The sequence below is a fragment of the Cryptosporangium aurantiacum genome, assembly GCF_900143005.1.
GTDB lineage: Bacteria > Actinomycetota > Actinomycetes > Mycobacteriales > Cryptosporangiaceae > Cryptosporangium > Cryptosporangium aurantiacum.
Genome location: NZ_FRCS01000012.1, coordinates 1 through 20,655, shown reverse-complemented (window position 1 = coordinate 20,655; position 20,655 = coordinate 1). Strand labels below are relative to the sequence as shown.

Genomic DNA, 20,655 nt, shown 5'->3' with positions numbered 1-20,655 from the left:
CAGTTTAGGGCTCTCCTGGCGGGTTCGGGCCGAGCGTGTGGAGGATCACCGAGCCACATCCCGACTTGTCACGCCGGTATCTACCCGCTGGTAATCATTGCGTACGCGCGGGCGAGAAACAGGGTGACGTTCGTCGCGTTTGTCTGACTCGGTTCAGTACAGTTCTGATCAGGGGTAGGGGATCGGCAGCGTGCCGATCGGCAGCACGACCCGATCGAGCGGGATCAGCTTGAAGTTCTGCCGTTCGACGGTCGTCCCGCGCAGGTTGTAGCCGTCCTGGCAGATGAACACCCCGGCCGGGAACGCCGTCCCCAGCGGCCGGCTGCTCGCCTCGATGCCGTCGGTGTCCTGGCAGCCGTCGACGCCGCCGCTGTTCACGACCCGGAACCGGCCGAGGTACTTGTTGTCCATCCGGCCGTAGACGGTGTAGTCGCTGCTGCCCTGCGACGACGCGTAGAGCCGGTCACCCGCGATCGCCAGGCCCTCGACGTCGGCCTGGAGGTGGCCTTCCCGCTCCGGGCGTGCACCGTCGACCATCGTCCGGCTGCGGCCGGCGTCCGGCTCGGCACCGTACCGCCAGATGCCGACTTTCTCCTCGCCGATGTAGAGCGCGCCGGACGCGTCGTCGGCGACACATCCCTCGACCGCCCGGCCGAGCGTGAACAGCCGCACGGACTTCGCGGTGACCACCGTGCCGCGCACGGTCAGTTCCCACTGCTCGACCCGGCCGGAGACCGAGTTCGGGAACGCGTACAGCTTGTCGGTCTTCGGCGAGCGGTACAGGCACAGGCCGTGAGCGGTCACCCTGGTCGGGACCGTGGCGGCCGAGGTCAGTTGCCGGGTCGTCGGGTCGACGAGGTAGATGCGCAGGACGCCCTCGTCGGTGTCGTCGTCGGCGGCGACCACGACGTTGCCCCGGACGTCCACGTTGTTCGGATAGACGTCGGGGATGCGCTGGATCCGCTTGCCGGTGAGGTCGTAGGTCTCCAGCGCGCCCTTCTTGTCGGCGCCGATGACGAGCGAGCGGGCGGCGTCGGTCGGGTCGAACCAGATCGCGGGGTCGTCGGCGGCGTCACCGGAGTGCGCGACCGGCTCGGTCTCGACGGTGGCGCCCGCGGTGACGGCGGTCTCCTGTGCGGCGGCGCGTCTCGGCTCGGGCGGCACGCTGCTCGATACGACCGCCACGGCGACAACCGCTATCAACCCCGCCGCTATACGCATGCAGTAACGGTAACGAGACACCGCGTGTGTGTGCCGAGAGCGACACGCGTCAGCACGGTCAACGCACCACCGTAGGCTGGGGCCAGTGAACCGCCTCGTCCGTACCCGGGCCACGTTTCTGGTGTACGCGATCCTCGGCTTCTACGGCTGGTACATCTACGGCGTCGGGCCGATCGTCCCGTTGCTGCGGGACGAGCAGGAAACGAGTCGCGCGGTCGCGAGCCTGCACGGCACCGCGCTCGCGGTGGGCGCGCTGATCGCCGGTGCGCTGTATCCGCCGCTGGCTCGCCGTCTGGGCCGCGGTACCACGCTCTGGGTGATGGTCGTCGCGCTGGCGATCGGCGTCGTGGTGCTGGTGTCGGTGCCCTCGGTGCCCGTGCTCACCATCGGTACGACGCTGGCCTGCGGAATCGTCGGATCGATCCTGGTCAACGTCGTCGCGCCGGTGCTGCTCGACGTCCACGGCCCGGAGTTCTCCGGCGCCGCGCTCGCGGAGGCCAACGCGATCGCGTGCGGCGTGGGGCTGGTGGCTCCGCTGGCGGTCGGGCTCTCGCTCGACCTGGGTTACGGCTGGCGGCCCGCGCTCGTCGTGGCGAGCGTCCTCGCGGTCGTGATCCTCGTGCTCGGCCGGCGCACGGCTGCCCGCCTGCGTTCCGGTTCACCCACCCATGCGGACGCCATCCGGCAGCCGTCCGTCCCGGAACCGGCCACCGCAGGGCCGGCCGGGGCGGCGCGGCGGCCGATGCCCCGGCGGTACTGGATCGCCTGGGGAATCATGCTCTGCTGCATCGCCGCGGAGTTCGCCACCACGCTCTGGGCGTCCGACGTCCTGCGCAACCGCACCGGAGCCTCGGCGGCACTGGCCACGGCTGCGGTCACCGCCGTGATCGGCGGCATGTGCGCGGGCCGGATCGTCGGCGCCGCGCTGGCCGTCCGGTTCCCGGGGGCGCTGCTGCTCCTGCCGGCGCTGGCGGTCGCGCTGCTCGGCACCGGGCTGTTCTGGCTGGCCACCGCGCCGGTGCCGGCGATGGTCGGGCTGGCGTTCTGCGGGCTGGGTCTGGGGCCGCTGTTCCCGCTCGCGCTCGACCTCGGATTGCAGGCCTCCGAAGGGCAGACCGACCGGGCGGCCGGCTACTCGTCCTACGCGGCCGGGCTGGCGATCGGCAGCGGGCCGTTCGTCCTCGGTGCGCTGGCCGACCACATCGGCCCGCACGGCGCGTTCCTGGTGGTCCCCGCGCTGTTCGTGCTCGCGGTCGCGGGAGTCCTCGCGATCCGGCGCACCGCGGCTCCGGCGGCGCTCAGCGCCAGAGGTCGACCGCGCTGACGTCGAGGCGGGCGAGGAGGCGCCGGAACAGCGGCAGCGACAGGCCGATCACGTTGCTGTGGTCCCCGTCGATGCCGTCGATGAACAGCGAGCCGCGCCCGTCGATCGTGAACGCGCCGGCCACGACCAGCGGCTCGCCGGTCGCCACGTATGCGGCGACCTCCTCCTCGCTGGGCGTGCCGAACCGCACCGCCGTAGCGGCGACCGCTGAGCTCTCCCGGCCGGTGGCCAGGTCCACGACGCAGTGGCCGGTCTGCAGGATGCCGGTGCGGCCCGCCATCAGCTGCCAGCGCGTGATCGCGTCGGCGGCGTCCTTCGGCTTGCCGTAAGCGACACCGTCCAGCTCCAGGACGGAATCGCAGCCGATGACGACCGGCGGATCGACGTCCACATCGCCGTTGGCAGTGAGGGACGACACGACGGCGCGGCACTTGCGTCGTGCCAACTCGAGGCAGATCTCGGCCGGGGTACCGGTCATGCCGGATTCGTCGACGCCGGAGACGATGACGTCCGGCGCGAAACCGGCACCGCGCAGCAGCGCGAGCCGGGCCGGCGACTGGGACGCCAGCACCAGACGGCGGGTCACGGGGTGAGGGTTTTCGTCAGCACCAGGGCCACGTCGGTCTCCCATAAGTCCTCCAGCTCCAGCACGGGTGCGTAGCCGCGGCCACGCCAGAACTGCCGAGTGGGCTCGTAGGTGTGGGAGAACGCCGACGTGATCGCCGAGATGTTCTGGAAGCCCTGGGTGGCCAGCAGCCGCTCCAGCCGGGTCAGCAGCGTGGTGCCCACACCGCGGTGGCGCAGCGCGGCGTGCACGGCCATCCAGGTGATCTCGGCAGCCTTGTCGCCGTGGCGCTTCCAGGTGAGGAACGCCAGGACGTCGCCGCCGGGCCCGATCGCCACCAGGCCGCCCTGGGTGCCGAGGTCACGCGCGGCCTGAGCGATGCTACGGCCGCCGGGCGCCGGTTCGTCCTCGTCGTCGGGCATCCCGTGCCGACCGCGACGCTGCTGCACCGGGTGTGACCCGGTGACGCGGTGCGCGCTGCGCGGCGACGCGGACGCCTGGGACACGTAGGCCTTCGGGCGGTGTGCGCCCACTTTCTCCGGCTCGGCGTCGCCCTTGTTCGAGCGGCCGGTGCCGCTGAGCAGATCATCGCCGCTGCGCTCGGCCTCGTCCTCGGCCTGTGCGCTGTCGCTGACCGCGAAGAAGCGCGGCAGTGACGCGATGACGCGGAGGCAGCCCTCGACGTCGTCGCGCCGGAGTGGTCGGATCGACAGGCTCATCGCGGGAGCCCGGAGGCACGCCATGCCCCCGGGCCCGCGCTCAGCGGAGCACCGATCCGTGCTTCGTGTCTGCGCCAGAGATCACGCGGTCGCGGCGGTGCCGGAGCGACCGCCGCGGCTCGCGCCGTGAGCAGGCCGACGAGCGCGGCGAGCTCTTCGGCAGTGGGTGTGCCCCGAAGGACCCGAAGGACAGGTTCGGTGCCTGCGTCGTCCCCGGATCCCGGGTGCGGCGCGGCGTCCTTGGTGGTCATCACGTCCCCATCGTCCGTTGCGGAGCTACCGCCCTGCAAGTTTCTCAGCGCAGGGCGTTACAGCGGGATGTTCCCGTGCTTCTTGGGAGGAAGCGAGTCCCGCTTCCCGCGCAGCATACGCAGTGCCCGCGCGATCTGAACGCGGGTCTGGGACGGCCGGATGATCTGGTCGACGTAACCGCGTTCGGCCGCGATGTAGGGGTTGAGGAGCGTGTCCTCGTACTCCGCGATCAGTTCCTGCCTGCGGGTCGCCTGCTCGTCCGGGTCGGTGATCCCGGACAGCTCCCGGCGGTAGACGATGTTCGCCGCACCCTGGGCGCCCATGACCGCGATCTGGGCCGTCGGCCAGGCGAGGTTGAGGTCGGCGCGCAGGTGCTTGGAGCCCATCACGTCGTAGGCGCCGCCGAACGCCTTGCGGGTGATCAGCGTGACCTTCGGGACGGTGGCCTCGGTGTAGGCGTAGATCAGCTTGGCGCCGCGCCGGATGATGCCGTCCCACTCCTGGCCGGTGCCGGGCAGGAAGCCGGGGACGTCGACCAGCGTGATCACCGGGACGTTGAACGCGTCGCAGAACCGGACGAACCGCGCGGCCTTCTCGGAGGCGTCGATGTCCAGCGTGCCGGCGAACTGCATCGGCTGGTTCGCGACGATGCCGACCGGACGGCCCTCGACCCGGCCGAAGCCGATCAGCAGGTTCGGGGCGAACAGCGCCTGCACCTCGAGGAACTCGGCGTCGTCGACGATCGCCTCGATCACCCGGTGCATGTCGTACGGCTGGTTCGCCGAGTCCGGGACGAACGTGTCGAGCGCGAGGTCGGAGTCGGTGAGGTCCTCGGTGGTGTCGCTCTCGAACGCGGGCAGTTCGTCGAGGTTGTTGCTCGGCAGATACGAGAGCAGCGCCTTGACGTACTCCAGCGCGTCGTCCTCGTCGGCGGCCATGTGGTGGGCGTTGCCGGACTTCGTGTTGTGGGTGCGGGCCCCACCGAGGTCCTCGAACGAGACCTCCTCACCGGTGACGGTCTTGATCACGTCGGGACCGGTGATGAACATGTGCGAGGTCTGGTCGACCATGATCACGAAGTCGGTCAGCGCCGGCCCGTAGACGTGCCCGCCGGCGGCGGCGCCCATGATCAGCGAGATCTGCGGGATGACGCCGGAGGCCAGCACGTGCCGCTGGAAGATCTCGCCGTACAGGCCGAGCGAGACGACGCCCTCCTGGATGCGCGCGCCCCCGCCCTCGTTGATGCCGATGATCGGACAGCCAATCTTCATCGCGAGGTCCTGGATCTTGAGGATCTTCTCGCCGTAGACCTCACCGAGGCTGCCGCCGAACACCGTGGCGTCCTGGCTGAACACGCAGACCTGGCGGCCGTCGATCGTGCCGTAACCGGTGATCACACCGTCGCCGTACGGGCGGTTCTTCTCCAGCCCGAAGTTCGTGGAACGGTGCCGGGCGAATTCGTCCAGCTCGACGAACGAACCTTCGTCGAGAAGCGCGTCGATCCGCTCCCTGGCGGTCTTCTTGCCCTTCGCGTGCTGCTTCTCGACCGCGCGGGCGGAACCCGCATGGACCGCCTCGTCCACCCGTCGTTCCAGGTCGGCGAGCTTGCCGGCCGTGGTGTGGATGTCCGGCCCGTCGATCGGCTCGGACGACTGGGTGGCTTCGAGAGTCATCGTTGATTGCCCTCCTCCGCAGCGGCGCGACCGCAGCCTAAGGCAGTTTTCCGGGCCGATGAACGAAGTAAGGCGTGGATCACTCTTTACGGTGCCTTGTGTGGAGCTGAGTCGACAGGAACTGAATCGAGACACCCTGGGCGCCCGAATTCTGGGCGGGTTCTGGGTAGGGCTGGACGTCCGGCAGCGGACCGGGTCGACCAACGTCGATCTGGCCGCCGCGGCCGAGGCGGGGGCGCCGGAGGGAAGCGTCCTCGTCGCCGAGGCGCAGGACGCGGGGCGCGGACGCGCGGGACGGAGCTGGGTGTCGCCGCCCGGCGCCGGGCTGACGTTCTCCGTGCTGCTGCGGCCGGCCGAGGTGCCGCGGGAACGCTGGGGCTGGGTGCCGCTGCTGGCCGGGGCAGCGCTGGCGAGTTCGGTGGCCGCGGTGGCGGGCGTCGAGACGTGGCTGAAGTGGCCGAACGACCTGCTGGCCGGTGCCGACCGGAAGAAGACGGCCGGGCTGCTCGCCGAGGTGGCCGGTGACGCTGTCGTGCTGGGCATCGGGCTGAACGTCACGCTCACCGAGGCCGAGCTGCCGCCGGACCGTCCGGACACCACGTCGCTGGCGCTGGCGGGCGCGACGGTCACGGACCGGGCCGAGCTGCTGCCCGCCGTGCTGAACACGCTGGCCGAGGAGTACGAGTCCTGGCGGTGGCACGGCGGGGACGCGGCGTCGTCCGGGTTGCTGGACGCCTACCGGCGGCGGTGCGACACGCTCGGACGGGACGTGCGAGTCGACGTCCCGGCCGGTGACCCACTGCACGGACGTGCCGTCGACATCGACGCCGACGGCCGCCTCGTGGTGGACACCGCGTCCGGTCGTGTCGCGGTGGCCGCCGGTGACGTGATCCACGTCCGCCCGAGGGATGACAGCTAGGTCGCCCTGACCCGTCCGATCGGCGAGGGCTTGCTCTCCCGCCCCGACGACACCGCGGTCACGTAGTACGAGTACTGGTGGCCGACCGCCATGCCACTGCGCCCCCACTGGACCTCGCGCGAGCCGGACCCGACCCGCTCGAACTTCCCGCCTCGCGTGTCGTCCCGTAGGTAGACGCGGTACTCGCTGACCTGTGGAACCCGATCCCAGGCCAGCAGCAGACCGCCGTCCTGGGCGAGCGACTTGACGTTCTTCGGGGTCGGAGGCGCCGGCGGCCGCGGGATCGCGCCGTAGACCCGGCCGAACCCGAACGTGTTCGCCAGCCGGTTCACGAACCGGCTGGCGATCAGGTACTCACCGGCCTGCGTGGGGTGGGTCCCGTCGAACGTGTGGACGTCCCGGTCCCACCCGGTACGCAAGTCGACGATGCTCACCAGCGAGTCGCTGGTCGTGCGGGCGGAAGCGACACCGGCCAACCGGATCGCCAGCTCCGCCATCACGCTCACCGGCACGTCCTGGTGACCGTCCGGCTGCCCCAGCAGGATCTGCACGTTCGGGTCGGCGGCCTGGGCGGAGGCCACGATCCGGTCGAGGCTGGCGGCGGCGTCCGCGGCCGAGCTCCCGTGCAGCGGATGCGTGTCGTTCGTCCCGAGGTTGATCAGCACGAGGTCGGGACGCTCCAGCCGCATCAGCGACGGCACCCGCCCCTCGACGGTGTCCGCGGTGACGCCCGCCTGCGAGTCGTGCCTGCTGCCCCAGTCCTCGTGCGGCACCGCGTAGTCCCCGGTCCAGGTCTCGGTCTTCGTGCCCACCCACTCCGGGTGCGACGCCGGTTCCAGCTTCTGCCACGCCCAGTACCGCCAGGTGTGGTCACCGATCGCGCCCGAGGTGATGCTGTCGCCGAGCGTCATGATCCGGGCGCCGTCGTCGGGCAGGCACGGGAAGCTCGTCGTCGCCTCGCTGAACCAGCGTCGGCATCCCGAGCCGTCGAATGCCCACCCGCGGTCGGCGCTGACCAGTTCCTCCACGTCGGGGCCGGACGAGGCGACGGTTCCGCGGAGGCAGTCGGCCCGGTCGGCGTCGGAGTCGCCCGCGCAGTCGGCCAGCGCGCGCCGCGCGACGGTCAGCGTCGCGCCGATCGGCGTCGCCCGCCCGGCGGGCACGCGCGCGGTCACCGTGTACTCGTGGCCGGCCGTCAGGTGCTCGGGCTTCAAGCTTCCGATCCGCACGAGCGTCTCGGTGCAGGTCTGTCCCTCGGTGACGGCCACGTACGGCTCGGCGTCCTTCGGCAGGCCCCGGACGCTCGGCGCGGCGCCACCGTTGGCCGGGGTCGCGCTCCAGCCGGTGGCCGATCCGCACGGGCCGACCGTGCGCACGGTCAGCCGGAGTTCCAGCCCGTGCCCGTCCAGGCGCCGGATCTCGTCCTCGGTGCGGAACCGGAAGCCGATCTCGATCCGCTGTGACCCGCCGCTCCGCGCCATCGAGAGCCGGCCGGACTCCGGAGCCCACGGCGCACCGCCGTCGGTGGTGAACCCGTACCGCCGCGCCGCTGGTTCGCTCGGTTGCGGTGGTTCTTCGCGCAGCGCCCGGACGAGCAGCGTCGTCGTGACGCCGCCGACCAGGGCCACGACCACGATCAGCGCGATCACCCGCCGACGTCGCCACCGCCGCACGTCCGGTAACCGGAAACGCCGTCTCGACAAGCCCGCGCGCATGCGCCTCCCCAGATGCACCGTTCGCGACCACGGTAGGCCGACGAAGGGGCGAGAGAGGTTAATCCGGCTAGATTCGGTCAGCGCAGGCCGAGATAGACGCTGACCGCGGTGAGCGCGGTGCGGTAGGTCGCGGCGGCGGTGGCCTCGTCGGGGTAGTGGCCGGCGAGCTCGAAGCTCACCACGCCGTGCGCGGTCGCCCACAGCAGGTTCGTCGGGTCCACCAGCCCGGCGTCCTCCGGGGCCGGGCGCGCGACCGGGAGCGTGTGCGCGCCCGGGACGGGGCGCGCGGTCCGGAGCGCGTCCACCGCCTCGTCGAGGACTTCGAACGCGCGCTTGGAGTCGGCGACCGCCTCCGGCGACGGGACGAAACCGGGGATCGCCTGGCCGAACATCACCCCGTAGTAGGAGCGTTCGGCCAGCGCGTTCTCCCGGTACGCCCGCCCGGTCGCGGCCAGCCGCTCGCCGGGGTCGTCCCCGGCCCTCTCGACGGCCTCGACGAGCCGCTGCCGGAGCCGGGCGAAACCCTCCCGGTACAGCGCCTCGGCGAGCCCGTCCTTGCCGCCGAACATCGTGTAGAGCACGGTCGTCGAGCAGCCGACCTCGCCGGCGATCCGGCGCATCGTGAGCGACTGCGGGCCCTCGGCGACCAGCAGCGCGCTCGCGGCGTCCAGCACCGTGCGGCGCACGGCGTCCTGCCCGGCGGTCTGCGCTCGCCGGTACGGGGTCTCGGTCACCGGGGTCCGGCCGTGGCCAGGTGCCGGGTCGCTTCGTCCCACGTCAACTGCGGCTCGGGGGCGTCCCAGAAGACGAACTTCGCACGCTTCATGGACGAATGATGCCGCCGCATCGCCGATCGGTGCGGCTCGACCCGGATGAACGCGTCGACCGCGGCCCGGTCGCGCCAGCTGCTCAGCGTCCGGAACCGGCCGCGCAGGGGGCGGGCCTCCAACGAGACGCCGAGCGCGCCGTCCGCGGCCAGCGTCTGCCGGTAGATGCGCATCGAGTCGAGGAAGAAGCGGGGGACGTGCCGGAGCGAGGTCAGCTCGAACTCCGACGCCATCGCGAGCGCCGGCCCGGTGGCGTCCTTGGCGCTCTTCGCGGGGGTCCAGGGAATCGTGGGCATGGCGTACTCCTCAGGTGAGGGGGCGGTGGAGGGGGACGCCGGCCTCGGCGAGCTCGCCGGCGAGCCGGAAGTACTCGTCGCCGAACGGGTCGATACCGCGCTGCGGCATCGCGCTCCGCCGGAGCGCGACGTTGTGCGGAGCGGCGTCCGCCGCGGCGGCGAAGTGGCGCTCGGCGGCGTCCGCATGGCCGTTGGTCGCGAGCCAGGACGCCAACCGGGTCTCCGCCCGGGCCCGCTGGTCGTCATCCGAGGGTAGGCGCAGGTGTTCGCGCACCTGATCCAGGGTGAGCCCGGGGTCGCCGTTCACGACCCAGCGGCGCAGGGCCTCGGCGGAGGCGTCCGCGCTCAGGTGGTTCCAGTCGCGGAAGCGGTCGGTCGCGGTCTGCGAGTCCTGCGGCCGCACGATCCGGCCGTCCTCGTCGAGCCAGACCACGGTCGGGACGTTGACGATGTCGAACGCGTCCGCGGCGACGCCGTCGACGTCGACCAGCGCGGGGTGGGTGGTTCCGGCCTCGGCGTGCCAGGGGGCGGCGCTCGCGCGGTCGGCGTCGAGCGCGATCGTCACGACGGTGAAGCCCGCCGACGCCCAGGCCGCGTGCCGCTCCTGCCAGGCGCCGAGGTCGTAGCGGCACCCGCACCAGGACGCCCAGAACACCAGCGCGACCTTCGTGCCGAGGAGGCTGCTGAGCGCGAACGGCTCGCCGGTGAGCGTCGGCAGCGTCAGCTCCGGCGCGACCGTGCCGGTGAGGTCGCGGCCACGCGAGGCCGCATCCGGGACGGTGGCGAGCGTGCGGGTCTCCGGGTCGACCGCGGTGACCAGGCCGGCGAGCGCGGCGAACCCGACGACGTCGAGCCCGTCGTCGGTCTCCAGATCGGCGACGCGGAACGAGGGGATGCAGGCGTCGCCACGGCACCAGCCGGGCGCCGAGCGGTGCCAGCCGAAGACGTCCTGCCCGGGCGCCGCGCGGAGCGTGCCGGAGCTGTCGACCTCGGCGCGGAGGGCGGTGGGGGTGCTGCCGTCGAGAAGAGTCCAGGTCTCCATGGCGTCGAGAGTAACGGTGTTATTGAAAGACAACAACGTTATTGCTCCCTAGCCGCCACCCGGCCGCACCGAACGACTCAGGCGATCGGGGGCCGAGCCGATGAGGAGATGCGACGCGTGATCGCGATCACGGCCCTCTGCTACCGCAGCGCAACTCGAGGAGCTCAGGAATGGCCGAGACGACCGTCGGAGCGCGCCGCTCGAGCGGCTTCTCCTTCAAGCACCTTCCTGTCGCGTGGAAGTTGCGGACGCTGGCCGCGTTGATGTGCGTGCTCCTGCTGGCGGTCGGCTCGGTCGGCCTGTACCAGCTCGACCAGACCCAGGACCGTCTGGACGGGCTCTACCACCAGAACCTGCACAAGGTGCAGCTGGTCAGCGAGGTGGGGCTGCGGGTCTCCGACGTGCGCCGGGAGATCCTCAACCTCGCGATCGCCCAGACCGACGCGGAGAATCAGGCCGGGAAGGCCGCCGTCGAGGACGCGATCGATGAGGTCAACACGGCATGGGCGACGTTCGCGGCCACGTCGGCGGTCGGAAACGGGGCGCAGGTACGGACGCAGTTCGTCGAAGCCTGGCGCAGCTACGAGAAGTCGCTGATCGAGCGGTCGATCCCGCTCGCCGCGGCGAACCGGATGACGGAATTCCTCGCGTACCGCAAGTCGACCACGACGCCGCTGGCGAACTCGCTGATCGCGACGCTGGAGAAACTCGCTGAGCTGCAGGACACCGACGCCCAGCGCACGATCCGGGAGTCCGCCGACGCCTATGCCGCGGCCCGGGTGCTGACGATCGGGCTGATCGTGGTCGCGCTGATCCTGCTGTTCGTGGTCGTGCAACTGATCACCCGGTCGATCGCCAAGCCGCTGCGGGACACCGTCCACGTCCTGGACGGCCTGTCCGAGGGACGGCTCGACCAGCGGCTCAATGTGAGCAGCCGGGACGAGGTCGGGCAGATGGGCACCGCGCTGAACAGCGCGATGGAGAAGCTGTCCGAGACCGTGACCACGGTGATCGAGTCCACCGATCAGCTCAACAGCGCGTCCAGCCAGATCAGCGGTGCCTCGCAGTCGCTCTCGCAGGCCGCAACCGAGCAGGCGGCCAGCGTCCAGGAGACGACCGCGAGCATCGAGCAGATGGGCGCGGGTATCACCCAGAACAGCGAGAACGCGGGCGTCACCGAGGGCATCGCGACGAAGGCCGCTGCCGACGCCACCGAGGGCGGGAGTGCCGTCCTGCAGACCGTCGACGCGATGAAGCAGATCGCCAGCAAGATCTCGATCATCGACGACATCGCGTTCCAGACGAACATGCTGGCGCTGAACGCGACGATCGAGGCGGCGCGGGCTGGCGAGCACGGCAAGGGCTTCGCGGTCGTCGCGACCGAGGTCGGCAAACTCGCCGAGCGCAGCCAGGTCGCGGCTGCGGAGATCAGCGAACTGGCCGCCGGCAGCGTGCAGACCGCCGAGCGCGCCGGTCAGCTGCTGCAGGACATCCTCCCGAACATCACCCGGACGTCCGACCTGGTCCAGGAGATCGCCGCGGCGAGCAGCGAGCAGTCGTCCGGCGTCCGCCAGATCGACACCGCGATGAACCAGATCAGCAAGATCACCCAGCAGAACGCGTCCTCCAGCGAGGAACTCGCCGCGACCGCCGAGGAGATGTCGGCGCAGACCGCGCAGTTGCAGGAGGTCATGGGGTTCTTCACCACGAACAACGCCCGTAGGCGCCCCCCGGCGATCACCTACGGGGGGAATGCGGGCGGCGCCAAACGCGCCACCGGAACGGCCAGGGTCCCGGCCGGAGCGCTGCCGGTCGGAACGCGGAGCGGGGGCGGCGACCCCGGGCACGGGGAGGTCGACGACAGCAAGTTCGACCGCTTCTGAGCAGGGATGCAACCGGGAGGGACAGCGATGGGCAGCCCGTCGACGACGCCGCAGGCCGACACTCGTCGCGACCCGAGCGCCGCGGAGTCCGACCGCTATCTGCGCTTCACGTTGAACGGCGACATGTACGCGCTGAACATCTTCAACGTCACCGAGATCCTCGAGCACCGGCAGCTGACGCCGGTGCCGATGATGCCGGACTTCATCCGGGGTGTGATCAACCTCCGCGGACGGGTGGTGCCGGTCATCGACCTGGCGATCCGGTTCGGCCGCGGCGTTACCACGATCGCGCGCCGGACCTGCATCATCATCGTCCGGATCACGAATCCGGCGGCCGAGAGCGCCTCGCCCGACGACGACGCACCCGCGGAGGCGGGGACCCAGGACATCGGGATTCTGGTCGACGTCGTGAACAAGGTCGTGCGCCTCGCCGACGACGAGATCGAACCACCGCCGGCGTTCGGGGCGGGCATCCGCGCCGACTACATCAGCGGCATGGCCAAGCGTGACGACGACTTCGTCATCGTGCTCGACGTCAGCCGGGTGCTCTCGATCAGCGACATGGTGAGCCTGCAGAACGCGACCGCTGATCCGGTCGCCGCCGAGGCCGCGGCCCGGAGCTCCCGGACGTCATGACGCTGACCGCACACCAGCCGAAGCCGATCACCCGCCAGGAATTCGAGCAGATCAGCGAACTGCTGCGGCGACGCACCGGCATCCGCCTGACGCCCGGCAAGGAGTCGCTCGTCATGGGGCGCCTCGACAAGCGGCTGCGGCAGCTGGGCATCCCGTCCTACCGCGAGTACCTCGAGCTGCTGAACCGCCCCGAGGAGCCGGAGCTCAACCAGGCGATCGACCTGCTCACGACCAACGAGACGTTCTTCTTCCGCGAGCCGCGGCACTTCGACTACCTCCGCGAGGTGGTCCTGCCCGCGCACCCGGTCAACCGTCCGTTCCGGCTCTGGAGCGCGGCCAGCTCCAGCGGTGAGGAGGCCTACACGGCCGCGATGGTGCTGGCCGAAGCCCTGCCGAACACACCGTGGGAGGTCGTGGGCACGGACGTGTCCGCGCGGGTGGTGGCCAGCGCTCAGCGTGGGCTCTACCCGATCGCGGCTGCGGAGCGCATCCCGCTGCCGCTGCTGCGCAAGTACTGCCGGAAGGGCCGGGAGGAGTACGAAGGCCTGATGGCGATCGCGCCGGACATCCGGGCACGGGTGACGTTCGTGCGCGCGAACCTGATGGACAACCTGCACGGGCTCGGCCGGTTCGACGTCATCTTCCTGCGCAACGTGATGATCTATTTCGGCGCCGACACCAAGGTCGCCCTTCTGGAGCGGCTGGAGGAGATGCTCCAGCCGGGAGGCCACCTGATCGTCAGCCTGTCGGAGACGCTCAAGGGCATCACGTCCCGGCTGACGATGGTCGAACCGTCCGTCTACTGCCGTGGCGGAGTGGGCGGTGTTTAAGACCGATGACGTGCTTCTCCAACCGGGTGACTTCTGCTTCGCGTCCGCGGGGACACGGATCCGGACGCTGCTCGGCTCCTGCATCTCGATCTCGATGTGGCACCCGCGGAGACGGGTCGGTGGAATGTGCCACTACATGATCCCGCGCCGGCGACGCACACCCGGCGTTCACCACGAGCTCAGCGGCCGCTACGCCGACGAGGCGATCGAGCTGTTCCTGCGCGAGCTGCATCGGAACAACACGTTGCCGCACGAGTACCAGGTGAAGATGTTCGGCGGCGGCAACCAGTTCCCCGCCTTCCGGCGGGAGCTGGACATCCCGCGGCAGAACATCGAGATCGGCTTGGAGCTGCTGGAACACCACGGGTTCGAGCTGACGGCCACGCATCTGGGTGGCACCGGGGCGCGGCACGTCGTGTTCGACCTGACCGACGGCGGCGTCTGGATGAAGCACACCGGCCGCTACGCGGCCGACGAGGCCACCGCGACCGCGATGCAGCGGGCCGAGAGGTCGGCATGAGCGGCAACCGGATTGGCGTGCTGATCGTCGACGACTCCGCGGTGGTGCGACAAGCGCTGTCGGCGCGGCTGAGCAACAGCGGCGACATCGAGGTGATCGGGGTGGCTGCCGACCCGATCTTCGCGATGGAACGGATGAACCGAGTCTGGCCGGACGTCGTCGTGCTGGACATCGAGATGCCCCGGATGGACGGCATCACGTTCCTGAAAAAGATCATGTCCACGCGTCCGACGCCGGTCGTGATCTGTTCGACGATGACCACCCGGGGCGCGGAGACCACGATGGACGCGCTGGCCGCCGGAGCGGTCAGCGTCATCCCGAAGCCCACCACCGGCCTGAAGCAGTTCATCCAGGACGAGGGCGGGGACATCGTCTCGGCGGTCCGGGCGGCCGCGCGCAGCAACGTCCGGCGGGCGCAGGACGCGGTCCGCGCGCCGGTGTCGGTCGGCCCGGCACCCTCGTTCGTGTCGGTCGCCGAGCGGGGTTCGATCCTCGGTACGACGACCGACCGGGTGGTGGCGATCGGGACGTCGACCGGCGGCACCCAGGCGCTCGAGGTGGTGCTCACCGCGCTGCCGCCGACCTGCGCGGGCATCGTCATCGTCCAGCACATGCCGGAGAAGTTCACCGCGGCGTTCGCGGCCCGGCTGGACGGGTTGTGCGAGTTGGAGGTGTCCGAGGCGGTCGACGGCGACCGGGTGCTGACCGGGCGGGCGCTGGTCGCCCCCGGCGGCAAACACATGGAGCTGCGCCGCGACGGCGCCCAGTATCGCGTCCGGGTCTTCGACGGCCCGCTGGTCAACCGGCACCGGCCGTCGGTCGACGTGCTGTTCCGGTCGGTGGCCAAGATGGCCGGGCGCAACGCGCTCGGCGTCATCATGACCGGCATGGGCGACGACGGCGCCCGCGGCCTGCTGGAGATGCGGCGGGCGGGCGCGTTCACGGTGGCCCAGGACGAAGCCACCAGCCTGGTCTACGGCATGCCCCACGAGGCGGTCCAGCTCGGAGCCGCCGAACGCGAAGCGCCGCTGTCCGCGATTCCCGAGGTGATCCGCAAATATGGCTGAGCTGCTCGTGGCACTGGTAGCCCTGGTGATCGGCCTCGGCGTCGGTTACGGCATAGCGGGACGACGCGCTCGACCGGCTGACGACGACGCGGCGGCCGAGCAGGCCGTTGCGAACTACCACCGCAACGTCGTCGAATTCACCGAGGCGGTCGCGCCGGTCTGGTCTGCCCACGTCGACACGTCCCGAGCGCAGATGGAGACCGCGATCAGCGGCGTCACCGCGCAGTTCGCGGGCATCGTCGACAACCTCGACACGGTGCTCGACTCGTCCGCGGGCGTGCTGCACGGTGACTCCGGGGCGGTCTTCGACCGGAGCCGCGAGCGTCTTGGTGACGTCGTCAGCACGCTCGACAACGCGGTCGCGATGAAACGCCAGGCGCTCGACGAACTCCGCACGCTGGTCGAGCTCAACGACGAGCTCAAGCGGATGGCGGCCGAGGTCACCGCGATCGCGTCCCAGACCCATCTGCTCGCGCTGAACGCCGCGATCGAGGCCGCCAGGGTCGGTGAGGCCGGCGCGGCGTTCGGCGTCGTCGCGCTGGAAGTGCGGCACCTCGCGGAGCGTTCGCTCAGCACCAGCAAACGGATCACCGACAAGGTGTCCGGCATCGGCAACGCGATCGAGACCGTGATGACCAGCGCCGAGGAGGGCGCCGAGCGGGAGGACCTGGCGGTGTCCCGGGCCAACGGCGACGTGAACGAGGTGCTCGAAGACCTGCAGTCGGTGGTCACCGGGTTCCGCGAATCGTCCGGCGAGCTGGAGTCCGCGGCGGTCGGCATCCGGGAGCAGATCGGGGCGTCGCTCGTCGAGCTGCAGTTCCAGGACCGGGTGTGCCAGATGCTCGAACATCTGCGGGACAACATCTCCCAGCTCCCGGCAATCGCGCATGCCGCACCCAGCGACTCTCCGACGCTGAACGCCAAGCAGCTGCTCGACGCGCTCGCCGCCGACTACACGATGGAGGAAGAGCACCAGGTGCACGCCACCGGTGGGAGGGTGCAGCAGCGCGAATCCGAGATCACGTTCTTCTGACGGGCCAATCTCTAGGAGACAGGGCTTTCCGATGGCCAAAACAATATTGATCGTCGACGACTCGGCGTCGGTGCGGCAGGTGGTCACGATCGCGCTGAAGGGCGCCGGTTACGACGTGATCGCGGGTGTCGACGGCAAGGACGCGCTCTCCAAGCTCACCGGTCAGCGCGTCCACCTGATCATCTCGGACGTCAACATGCCGAACATGGACGGCATCACGTTCGTCACCGAGGTCAAGAAGCTCCCGGCCTACAAGTTCACGCCGGTGATCATGCTGACCACGGAGTCCCAGGAGGACAAGAAGAAGGCGGCTCAGGCGGCCGGCGCGAAGGCGTGGGTGACGAAGCCGTTCCAGCCGCCGCAGATGCTCGCCGCGGTCTCGAAACTGATCGCGCCGTGACCCGTCTGGAGCTGAACGACGAGCTGACGATCGTCACCGCGGCGGACACCGTCCAGCGGCTCAGGCCGTACCTCGCCGGCGGCGCCGAACTCGAACTCGACCTCTCCGGCGTCACCGACATCGACACCGCGGGCCTGCAACTGCTGCTGGTGGCCCGGCGCGAGGCCGAGCGGCTCGGGACGAGCGTCACGCTCGCCGACCCGAGCGACGTCGTCCGCAACCTGCTGGAGTTCACCCGACTCACCGGCGAGCTGGAGAACTGATGAGCACCGACGAGTTCGGCGTCCTCGACGTTTTTGTCACCGAGGCACGCGACCTGGTGCAGGACGTCGAAGAGGGCTTCCTGCGGCTGGAGGGCAGCTCGGCCGGGTCGGAGACGGTGAACGCGCTGTTCCGTGCCGTGCACACGCTCAAGGGTTCGTCCGGCATGTTCGGCCTCGGCCACATCGTGGAGTTCACCCACGTCCTCGAGACGCTGCTCGACCTGGTGCGGCGGGGCGAGCTGGCCGTGACACCCGAGCTGGTGAGCGCGCTGCTGCCCTGCGGCGACCACATCCTCAACCTGGTGGAGGGCGTCGCGCAGGGCCGGGTACACGCCACGTCGGAGGAGCAGAGCACCGGCGCGATGCTGCTCAGCCGGTTGGAGCCGTTCCTGCCGGGAGGCGCGGGGGCGCCCGCTGCCGTGGCGTCTCCGGGCGTCGCCGACCTGGCCGAGGAGGAGATGGACGACGAACGGTCGTGGCACCTGAGCCTGCGGTTCGGCGCCGACAGCCTGCGCAACGGCATGGACCCGCTGGCATTCCTGCGGTACCTGGCGACCGTCGGCACGGTCACCGAGCTCGTCGTCCGTGCCGAAACGCTGCCGCCACTCGGCGAGCTGGACCCGGAGACCTGCTACCTGGGGTTCGACGTCGACTACGTCACGACCGTGCCCAAGGCCGACATCGAGAGCATCTTCGAGTTCGTCCGCGACGACAGCGACATCCGGATCACCCCGGCGTCCGACCAGGTCGACGCGTACGTGAAGCTGATCGGGACGCTGCCGGAGAGCGACCGGATCGGCGACATACTGATCCGCAGCGGCGCCGCGACCGAGCGCGAGATCACCGACGCGATGCGTGTCCAGCAGGAGCGCTCCCGCAGCACCAACGCGGTCGTGCCGCTCGGCGAGATCCTGATCGAGCAGAACATCGTGCCGCGCGCGGTCATCGACGCCGCACTCCGCAAGCAGCGCAAAGCAGGCGAGACCCGCGCCCAGCAGGACACGCAGACGCTCCGCGTGGACGCCGCTCGCCTGGACCGGCTCATCGACCTGGTCGGCGAGCTGGTGATCGCCCAGGCCAGCGCCGGTGTCGTGTGCATGACCGACAGCTCGGAGGGTTCCGGTGTCGCCGAGGCGCAGAGCGAGGTCATGCGCCTGGTCGAGGAGGTACGGGACAGCGCGCTCTCGCTTCGGATGGTGCCGATCGGGACGACGTTCCGCCGGTTCGAGCGGGTCGTCCGGGACGTCAGCGTCGAGCTGAACAAGGAGGTCGGGCTGGTCGTCACCGGCGGCGACGCCGAGGTCGACAAGGCGCTCGTCGAGCGGATCGGCGACCCGCTGGTCCACCTGGTGCGGAACTCGCTCGACCACGGCATCGAACCGCCCGCCGACCGGCTGCGGCGGGGGAAGCCCGCCCGCGGGACGCTGCGGCTCAACGCCTTCCACGACGCGGGCAGCATCGTCATCGAGGTCGCCGACGACGGCCGCGGGCTCGACCGGGACAAGATCGTGCAGCGAGCGGTCGAGCGCGGGCTGATCGAGCCCGGTGCGGTGCTGACCGACGCCGAGGCCTACGAGCTGATCTTCGAGCCGGGGTTCTCGACGGCGGCGACCGTGTCGAACCTGTCCGGCCGCGGCGTCGGCATGGACGTGGTGCGGCGGAACGTCACGGCGCTGCGGGGCACGATCGAGGTGGTGACCGCGCTGGGCGTCGGCACCACGATGCGGATTCGGTTGCCGCTGACGCTGGCGATCATCGAGGGGTTCTTGGTCGGGGTCGGGTCGCGGTACTTCATCGTCCCGCTGGACCGGGTGACCGAGTGCGTGGAGCTCCCGGTCGGTGCGGTGGCGCCCGAGGGCGCACGGCGGGACGTGATGGATCTGCGCGGTGAAGTGTTGCCGTTCATCCGGCTGCGGACGATGTTCGGAATCGACGGGCAGCCGGCGCGGCGGCAGAGCGTGGTCGTGGTCGAGCAGTCCGGTCAGCGAACCGGGCTGGTGGTGGACGCGCTGATGGGCGAGTTCCAGACCGTGATCAAGCCGCTCGGGCCGCTGTTCGCGCGGGCGAAGTGCATCAGCGGCGCGACGATCCTCGGCAACGGGGAGGTCGCGCTCATCCTCGACGTCGGCCCGCTGGTTGCGGGCCAGACCGAGCGCGAACGCGTCCTCCACGCCGACGCAACCGCGGTGGCGTAACCCCGGCCTCAGCCGCTGCCGCGCCGACCGCTGCCTCGTCTGTCTCGGTTGTGTCGAGCGGGGGCGACACCCTGTCGGGGCCGTTCGCCTTCGCCGCGGACGCTCTCCGCACGGCCAGCAGGCTGTCCAGGGAGAACACGATGAGCGCGACCCAGACCAGGGCGAAGCCGGCCCAGCGGGCGGTCGGCATGTGCTCACCGAGCACCGTGACACCGAGCAGGAACTGCAGCGTCGGCGTCAGGTACTGCAGCAGGCCGATTGTCGCCAGCGGAACCCGGTTCGCGGCCGCGGCGAACGCGAGCAGTGGCCCGGCCGTGAGCGCTCCGGACACGACCATCAGCGCGGTGTGCCCCGCCGACACGTGCCCGAACTGGGCGTCACCGGTCGACGTCAGCCACAGCACGTACCCCAGCGCGGGCAGGATCAGCACCAGCGACTCGGTGGTCAGGCCCTCCACCGCCGGCGCACCCGCGACCTTCTTGACCAGCCCGTAGAGCCCGAAACTGACCGCGAGCGTGATCGCGATCCACGGCGGCCGCCCGTAGTCGACCGTCAGCACGACGACCGCGGCGGCACCGATCGCCAGCGCGATCCACTGCGTCCGCCGCAGTCGTTCGTGCAGCACGACGACGCCGAGCAGCACCGAGATCAGCGGGTTGATGAAATAGCCCAGCGCGGTCTCGACGACGTGCGAAGAGTTGACACCGTAGATGTAGACGAACCAGTTGACCGCGATCAGGACGGCCCCGGCGGCCAGCAGGCTCAGCGTCCGGCGACCCGCCGTACGAAACCACCGCCACCGGCGGAGCACCAGGATCAGCACACCCACCGTGACCAGCGACCAGATGATCCGGTGCGCGAGGATCTCCAGCGGTCCCGCGGGCTTGAGCAGCCCGAAGTACAGCGGGAACAACCCCCACGCGCCGTAGGCGGTAATGCCGAAGAGCAGGCCTCGTCGCTGATCAGTCACGTGGTCCGACGGTAATCGGTCAGGGTTGCAGCAACCAACAGAATTCGTGCCACTTAACGTCGCTGGGCCGCCACATCGTGGCGGCCCAGCGAGGTGGAACCGTCAGGCGACGGTCCAGGTGTCGTTGCCGAGGATCAGCTTCTGGAGGTTGGCCTCGCCGCGGGCCTGGGCGGTGGTGAGTTGGGCGGCCATTTCGGTGTCGTAGGTGGGTCGCTGGACGGAGCGGAACACTCCGACGGGGGTGTAGCGGAGGTCCTGGGTGGAGAGCCGGGACAGCGCGAAGGCGTAGGAGGGGTCTTCGACGT

21 protein-coding genes and 1 pseudogene are annotated in these 20,655 nt (G+C 70.5%); 11 read left to right on the top strand and 11 right to left on the bottom strand.

Translation table 11 applies throughout. The features are described from left to right. Positions 1-168: 168 nt before the first annotated feature. On the bottom strand, positions 169-1,221 hold the full coding sequence (locus BUB75_RS31585; RefSeq protein WP_073262121.1) for a phytase: 1,053 nt from the start codon (positions 1,219-1,221) through the stop codon (positions 169-171). A gap of 85 nt (positions 1,222-1,306) precedes the next feature. On the opposite strand from BUB75_RS31585, the gene BUB75_RS31580 reads away from it, so the two are divergent. Next, positions 1,307-2,545, top strand: a complete 1,239-nt coding sequence (locus BUB75_RS31580) for an MFS transporter (RefSeq protein WP_073262119.1) — start codon at positions 1,307-1,309, stop codon at positions 2,543-2,545. Here the strand turns inward: BUB75_RS31580 and BUB75_RS31575 are convergent. From BUB75_RS31575 to BUB75_RS31560, 4 genes are read right to left on the bottom strand one after another with little or no spacing between them, the layout of a single operon-like run. Beyond that, the gene (locus BUB75_RS31575) at positions 2,520-3,176 is read right to left on the bottom strand and encodes a Maf family protein (protein WP_073262117.1); all 657 of its coding nucleotides are present in this window, start codon (positions 3,174-3,176) and stop codon (positions 2,520-2,522) included. The two genes, BUB75_RS31580 and BUB75_RS31575, sit on opposite strands and share 26 nt — an antisense overlap. Next, the gene (locus tag BUB75_RS31570) at positions 3,128-3,829 is read right to left on the bottom strand and encodes a GNAT family N-acetyltransferase (RefSeq protein WP_178380024.1); all 702 of its coding nucleotides are present in this window, start codon (positions 3,827-3,829) and stop codon (positions 3,128-3,130) included. Before BUB75_RS31570 ends, BUB75_RS31575 begins: the two co-directional genes overlap by 49 nt. Continuing rightward, on the bottom strand, positions 3,826-4,080 hold the full coding sequence (locus BUB75_RS48605) for an acyl-CoA carboxylase epsilon subunit (protein ID WP_073262113.1): 255 nt from the start codon (positions 4,078-4,080) through the stop codon (positions 3,826-3,828). The genes BUB75_RS31570 and BUB75_RS48605 overlap by 4 nt, the downstream gene beginning before the upstream one ends. A gap of 57 nt (positions 4,081-4,137) precedes the next feature. Beyond that, positions 4,138-5,754: an acyl-CoA carboxylase subunit beta gene (locus BUB75_RS31560; RefSeq protein WP_073262111.1), complete on the bottom strand. Its 1,617-nt coding sequence runs from the start codon at positions 5,752-5,754 to the stop codon at positions 4,138-4,140. Positions 5,755-5,812: 58 nt separating this feature from the next. On the opposite strand from BUB75_RS31560, the gene BUB75_RS31555 reads away from it, so the two are divergent. Then, complete coding sequence (locus BUB75_RS31555; protein WP_073262109.1) at positions 5,813-6,673, top strand: biotin--[acetyl-CoA-carboxylase] ligase; 861 nt, start codon at positions 5,813-5,815, stop codon at positions 6,671-6,673. Here the strand turns inward: BUB75_RS31555 and BUB75_RS31550 are convergent. The 4 genes from BUB75_RS31550 to BUB75_RS31535 all read right to left on the bottom strand — a co-directional run bounded on the left by BUB75_RS31550 (position 6,670) and on the right by BUB75_RS31535 (position 10,553). Next, on the bottom strand, positions 6,670-8,388 hold the full coding sequence (locus tag BUB75_RS31550; protein ID WP_084741942.1) for a GDSL-type esterase/lipase family protein: 1,719 nt from the start codon (positions 8,386-8,388) through the stop codon (positions 6,670-6,672). The genes BUB75_RS31555 and BUB75_RS31550 overlap by 4 nt on opposite strands. A gap of 77 nt (positions 8,389-8,465) precedes the next feature. Beyond that, the gene (locus BUB75_RS31545; RefSeq protein ID WP_073262105.1) at positions 8,466-9,122 is read right to left on the bottom strand and encodes a TetR/AcrR family transcriptional regulator; all 657 of its coding nucleotides are present in this window, start codon (positions 9,120-9,122) and stop codon (positions 8,466-8,468) included. After that, positions 9,119-9,511: a hypothetical protein gene (locus BUB75_RS31540; protein ID WP_073262102.1), complete on the bottom strand. Its 393-nt coding sequence runs from the start codon at positions 9,509-9,511 to the stop codon at positions 9,119-9,121. The genes BUB75_RS31545 and BUB75_RS31540 overlap by 4 nt, the downstream gene beginning before the upstream one ends. Before the next feature lie 10 nt (positions 9,512-9,521). Continuing rightward, on the bottom strand, positions 9,522-10,553 hold the full coding sequence (locus BUB75_RS31535) for a TlpA disulfide reductase family protein (protein ID WP_084741941.1): 1,032 nt from the start codon (positions 10,551-10,553) through the stop codon (positions 9,522-9,524). 170 nt (positions 10,554-10,723) lie between these two features. On the opposite strand from BUB75_RS31535, the gene BUB75_RS31530 reads away from it, so the two are divergent. The 9 genes from BUB75_RS31530 to BUB75_RS31490 are packed head-to-tail and all read left to right on the top strand — an operon-like array spanning position 10,724 to position 19,380. Beyond that, on the top strand, positions 10,724-12,436 hold the full coding sequence (locus BUB75_RS31530) for a methyl-accepting chemotaxis protein (protein WP_073262100.1): 1,713 nt from the start codon (positions 10,724-10,726) through the stop codon (positions 12,434-12,436). A gap of 27 nt (positions 12,437-12,463) precedes the next feature. After that, the gene (locus tag BUB75_RS31525) at positions 12,464-13,072 is read left to right on the top strand and encodes a chemotaxis protein CheW (protein ID WP_073262098.1); all 609 of its coding nucleotides are present in this window, start codon (positions 12,464-12,466) and stop codon (positions 13,070-13,072) included. Further along, entirely contained in the window at positions 13,069-13,902 is an 834-nt protein-coding gene (locus BUB75_RS31520) for a CheR family methyltransferase (RefSeq protein WP_073262096.1), read from the top strand. Before BUB75_RS31525 ends, BUB75_RS31520 begins: the two co-directional genes overlap by 4 nt. Next, complete coding sequence (locus tag BUB75_RS31515) at positions 13,895-14,422, top strand: hypothetical protein (protein ID WP_073262482.1); 528 nt, start codon at positions 13,895-13,897, stop codon at positions 14,420-14,422. The genes BUB75_RS31520 and BUB75_RS31515 overlap by 8 nt, the downstream gene beginning before the upstream one ends. Further along, positions 14,419-15,489, top strand: coding sequence for a protein-glutamate methylesterase/protein-glutamine glutaminase (locus tag BUB75_RS31510; RefSeq protein ID WP_073262094.1), 1,071 nt, complete (start codon positions 14,419-14,421; stop codon positions 15,487-15,489). Before BUB75_RS31515 ends, BUB75_RS31510 begins: the two co-directional genes overlap by 4 nt. Continuing rightward, positions 15,482-16,522: a methyl-accepting chemotaxis protein gene (locus BUB75_RS31505; RefSeq protein ID WP_073262092.1), complete on the top strand. Its 1,041-nt coding sequence runs from the start codon at positions 15,482-15,484 to the stop codon at positions 16,520-16,522. Before BUB75_RS31510 ends, BUB75_RS31505 begins: the two co-directional genes overlap by 8 nt. Before the next feature lie 31 nt (positions 16,523-16,553). Continuing rightward, positions 16,554-16,922, top strand: coding sequence for a response regulator (locus BUB75_RS31500; protein ID WP_073262090.1), 369 nt, complete (start codon positions 16,554-16,556; stop codon positions 16,920-16,922). After that, positions 16,919-17,185: an STAS domain-containing protein gene (locus BUB75_RS31495; RefSeq protein WP_073262088.1), complete on the top strand. Its 267-nt coding sequence runs from the start codon at positions 16,919-16,921 to the stop codon at positions 17,183-17,185. Before BUB75_RS31500 ends, BUB75_RS31495 begins: the two co-directional genes overlap by 4 nt. Further along, positions 17,185-19,380: a chemotaxis protein CheA gene (locus BUB75_RS31490; protein WP_073262086.1), complete on the top strand. Its 2,196-nt coding sequence runs from the start codon at positions 17,185-17,187 to the stop codon at positions 19,378-19,380. The genes BUB75_RS31495 and BUB75_RS31490 overlap by 1 nt, the downstream gene beginning before the upstream one ends. On the opposite strand, the gene rarD is transcribed toward BUB75_RS31490, so the two are convergent. Next, on the bottom strand, positions 19,298-20,350 hold the full coding sequence (gene rarD / locus BUB75_RS31485) for an EamA family transporter RarD (protein ID WP_073262084.1): 1,053 nt from the start codon (positions 20,348-20,350) through the stop codon (positions 19,298-19,300). The genes BUB75_RS31490 and rarD overlap by 83 nt on opposite strands. A gap of 102 nt (positions 20,351-20,452) precedes the next feature. Next, positions 20,453-20,655 (bottom strand): annotated as a pseudogene (locus BUB75_RS46600) (2-oxoacid:ferredoxin oxidoreductase subunit beta); the annotation flags it as partial.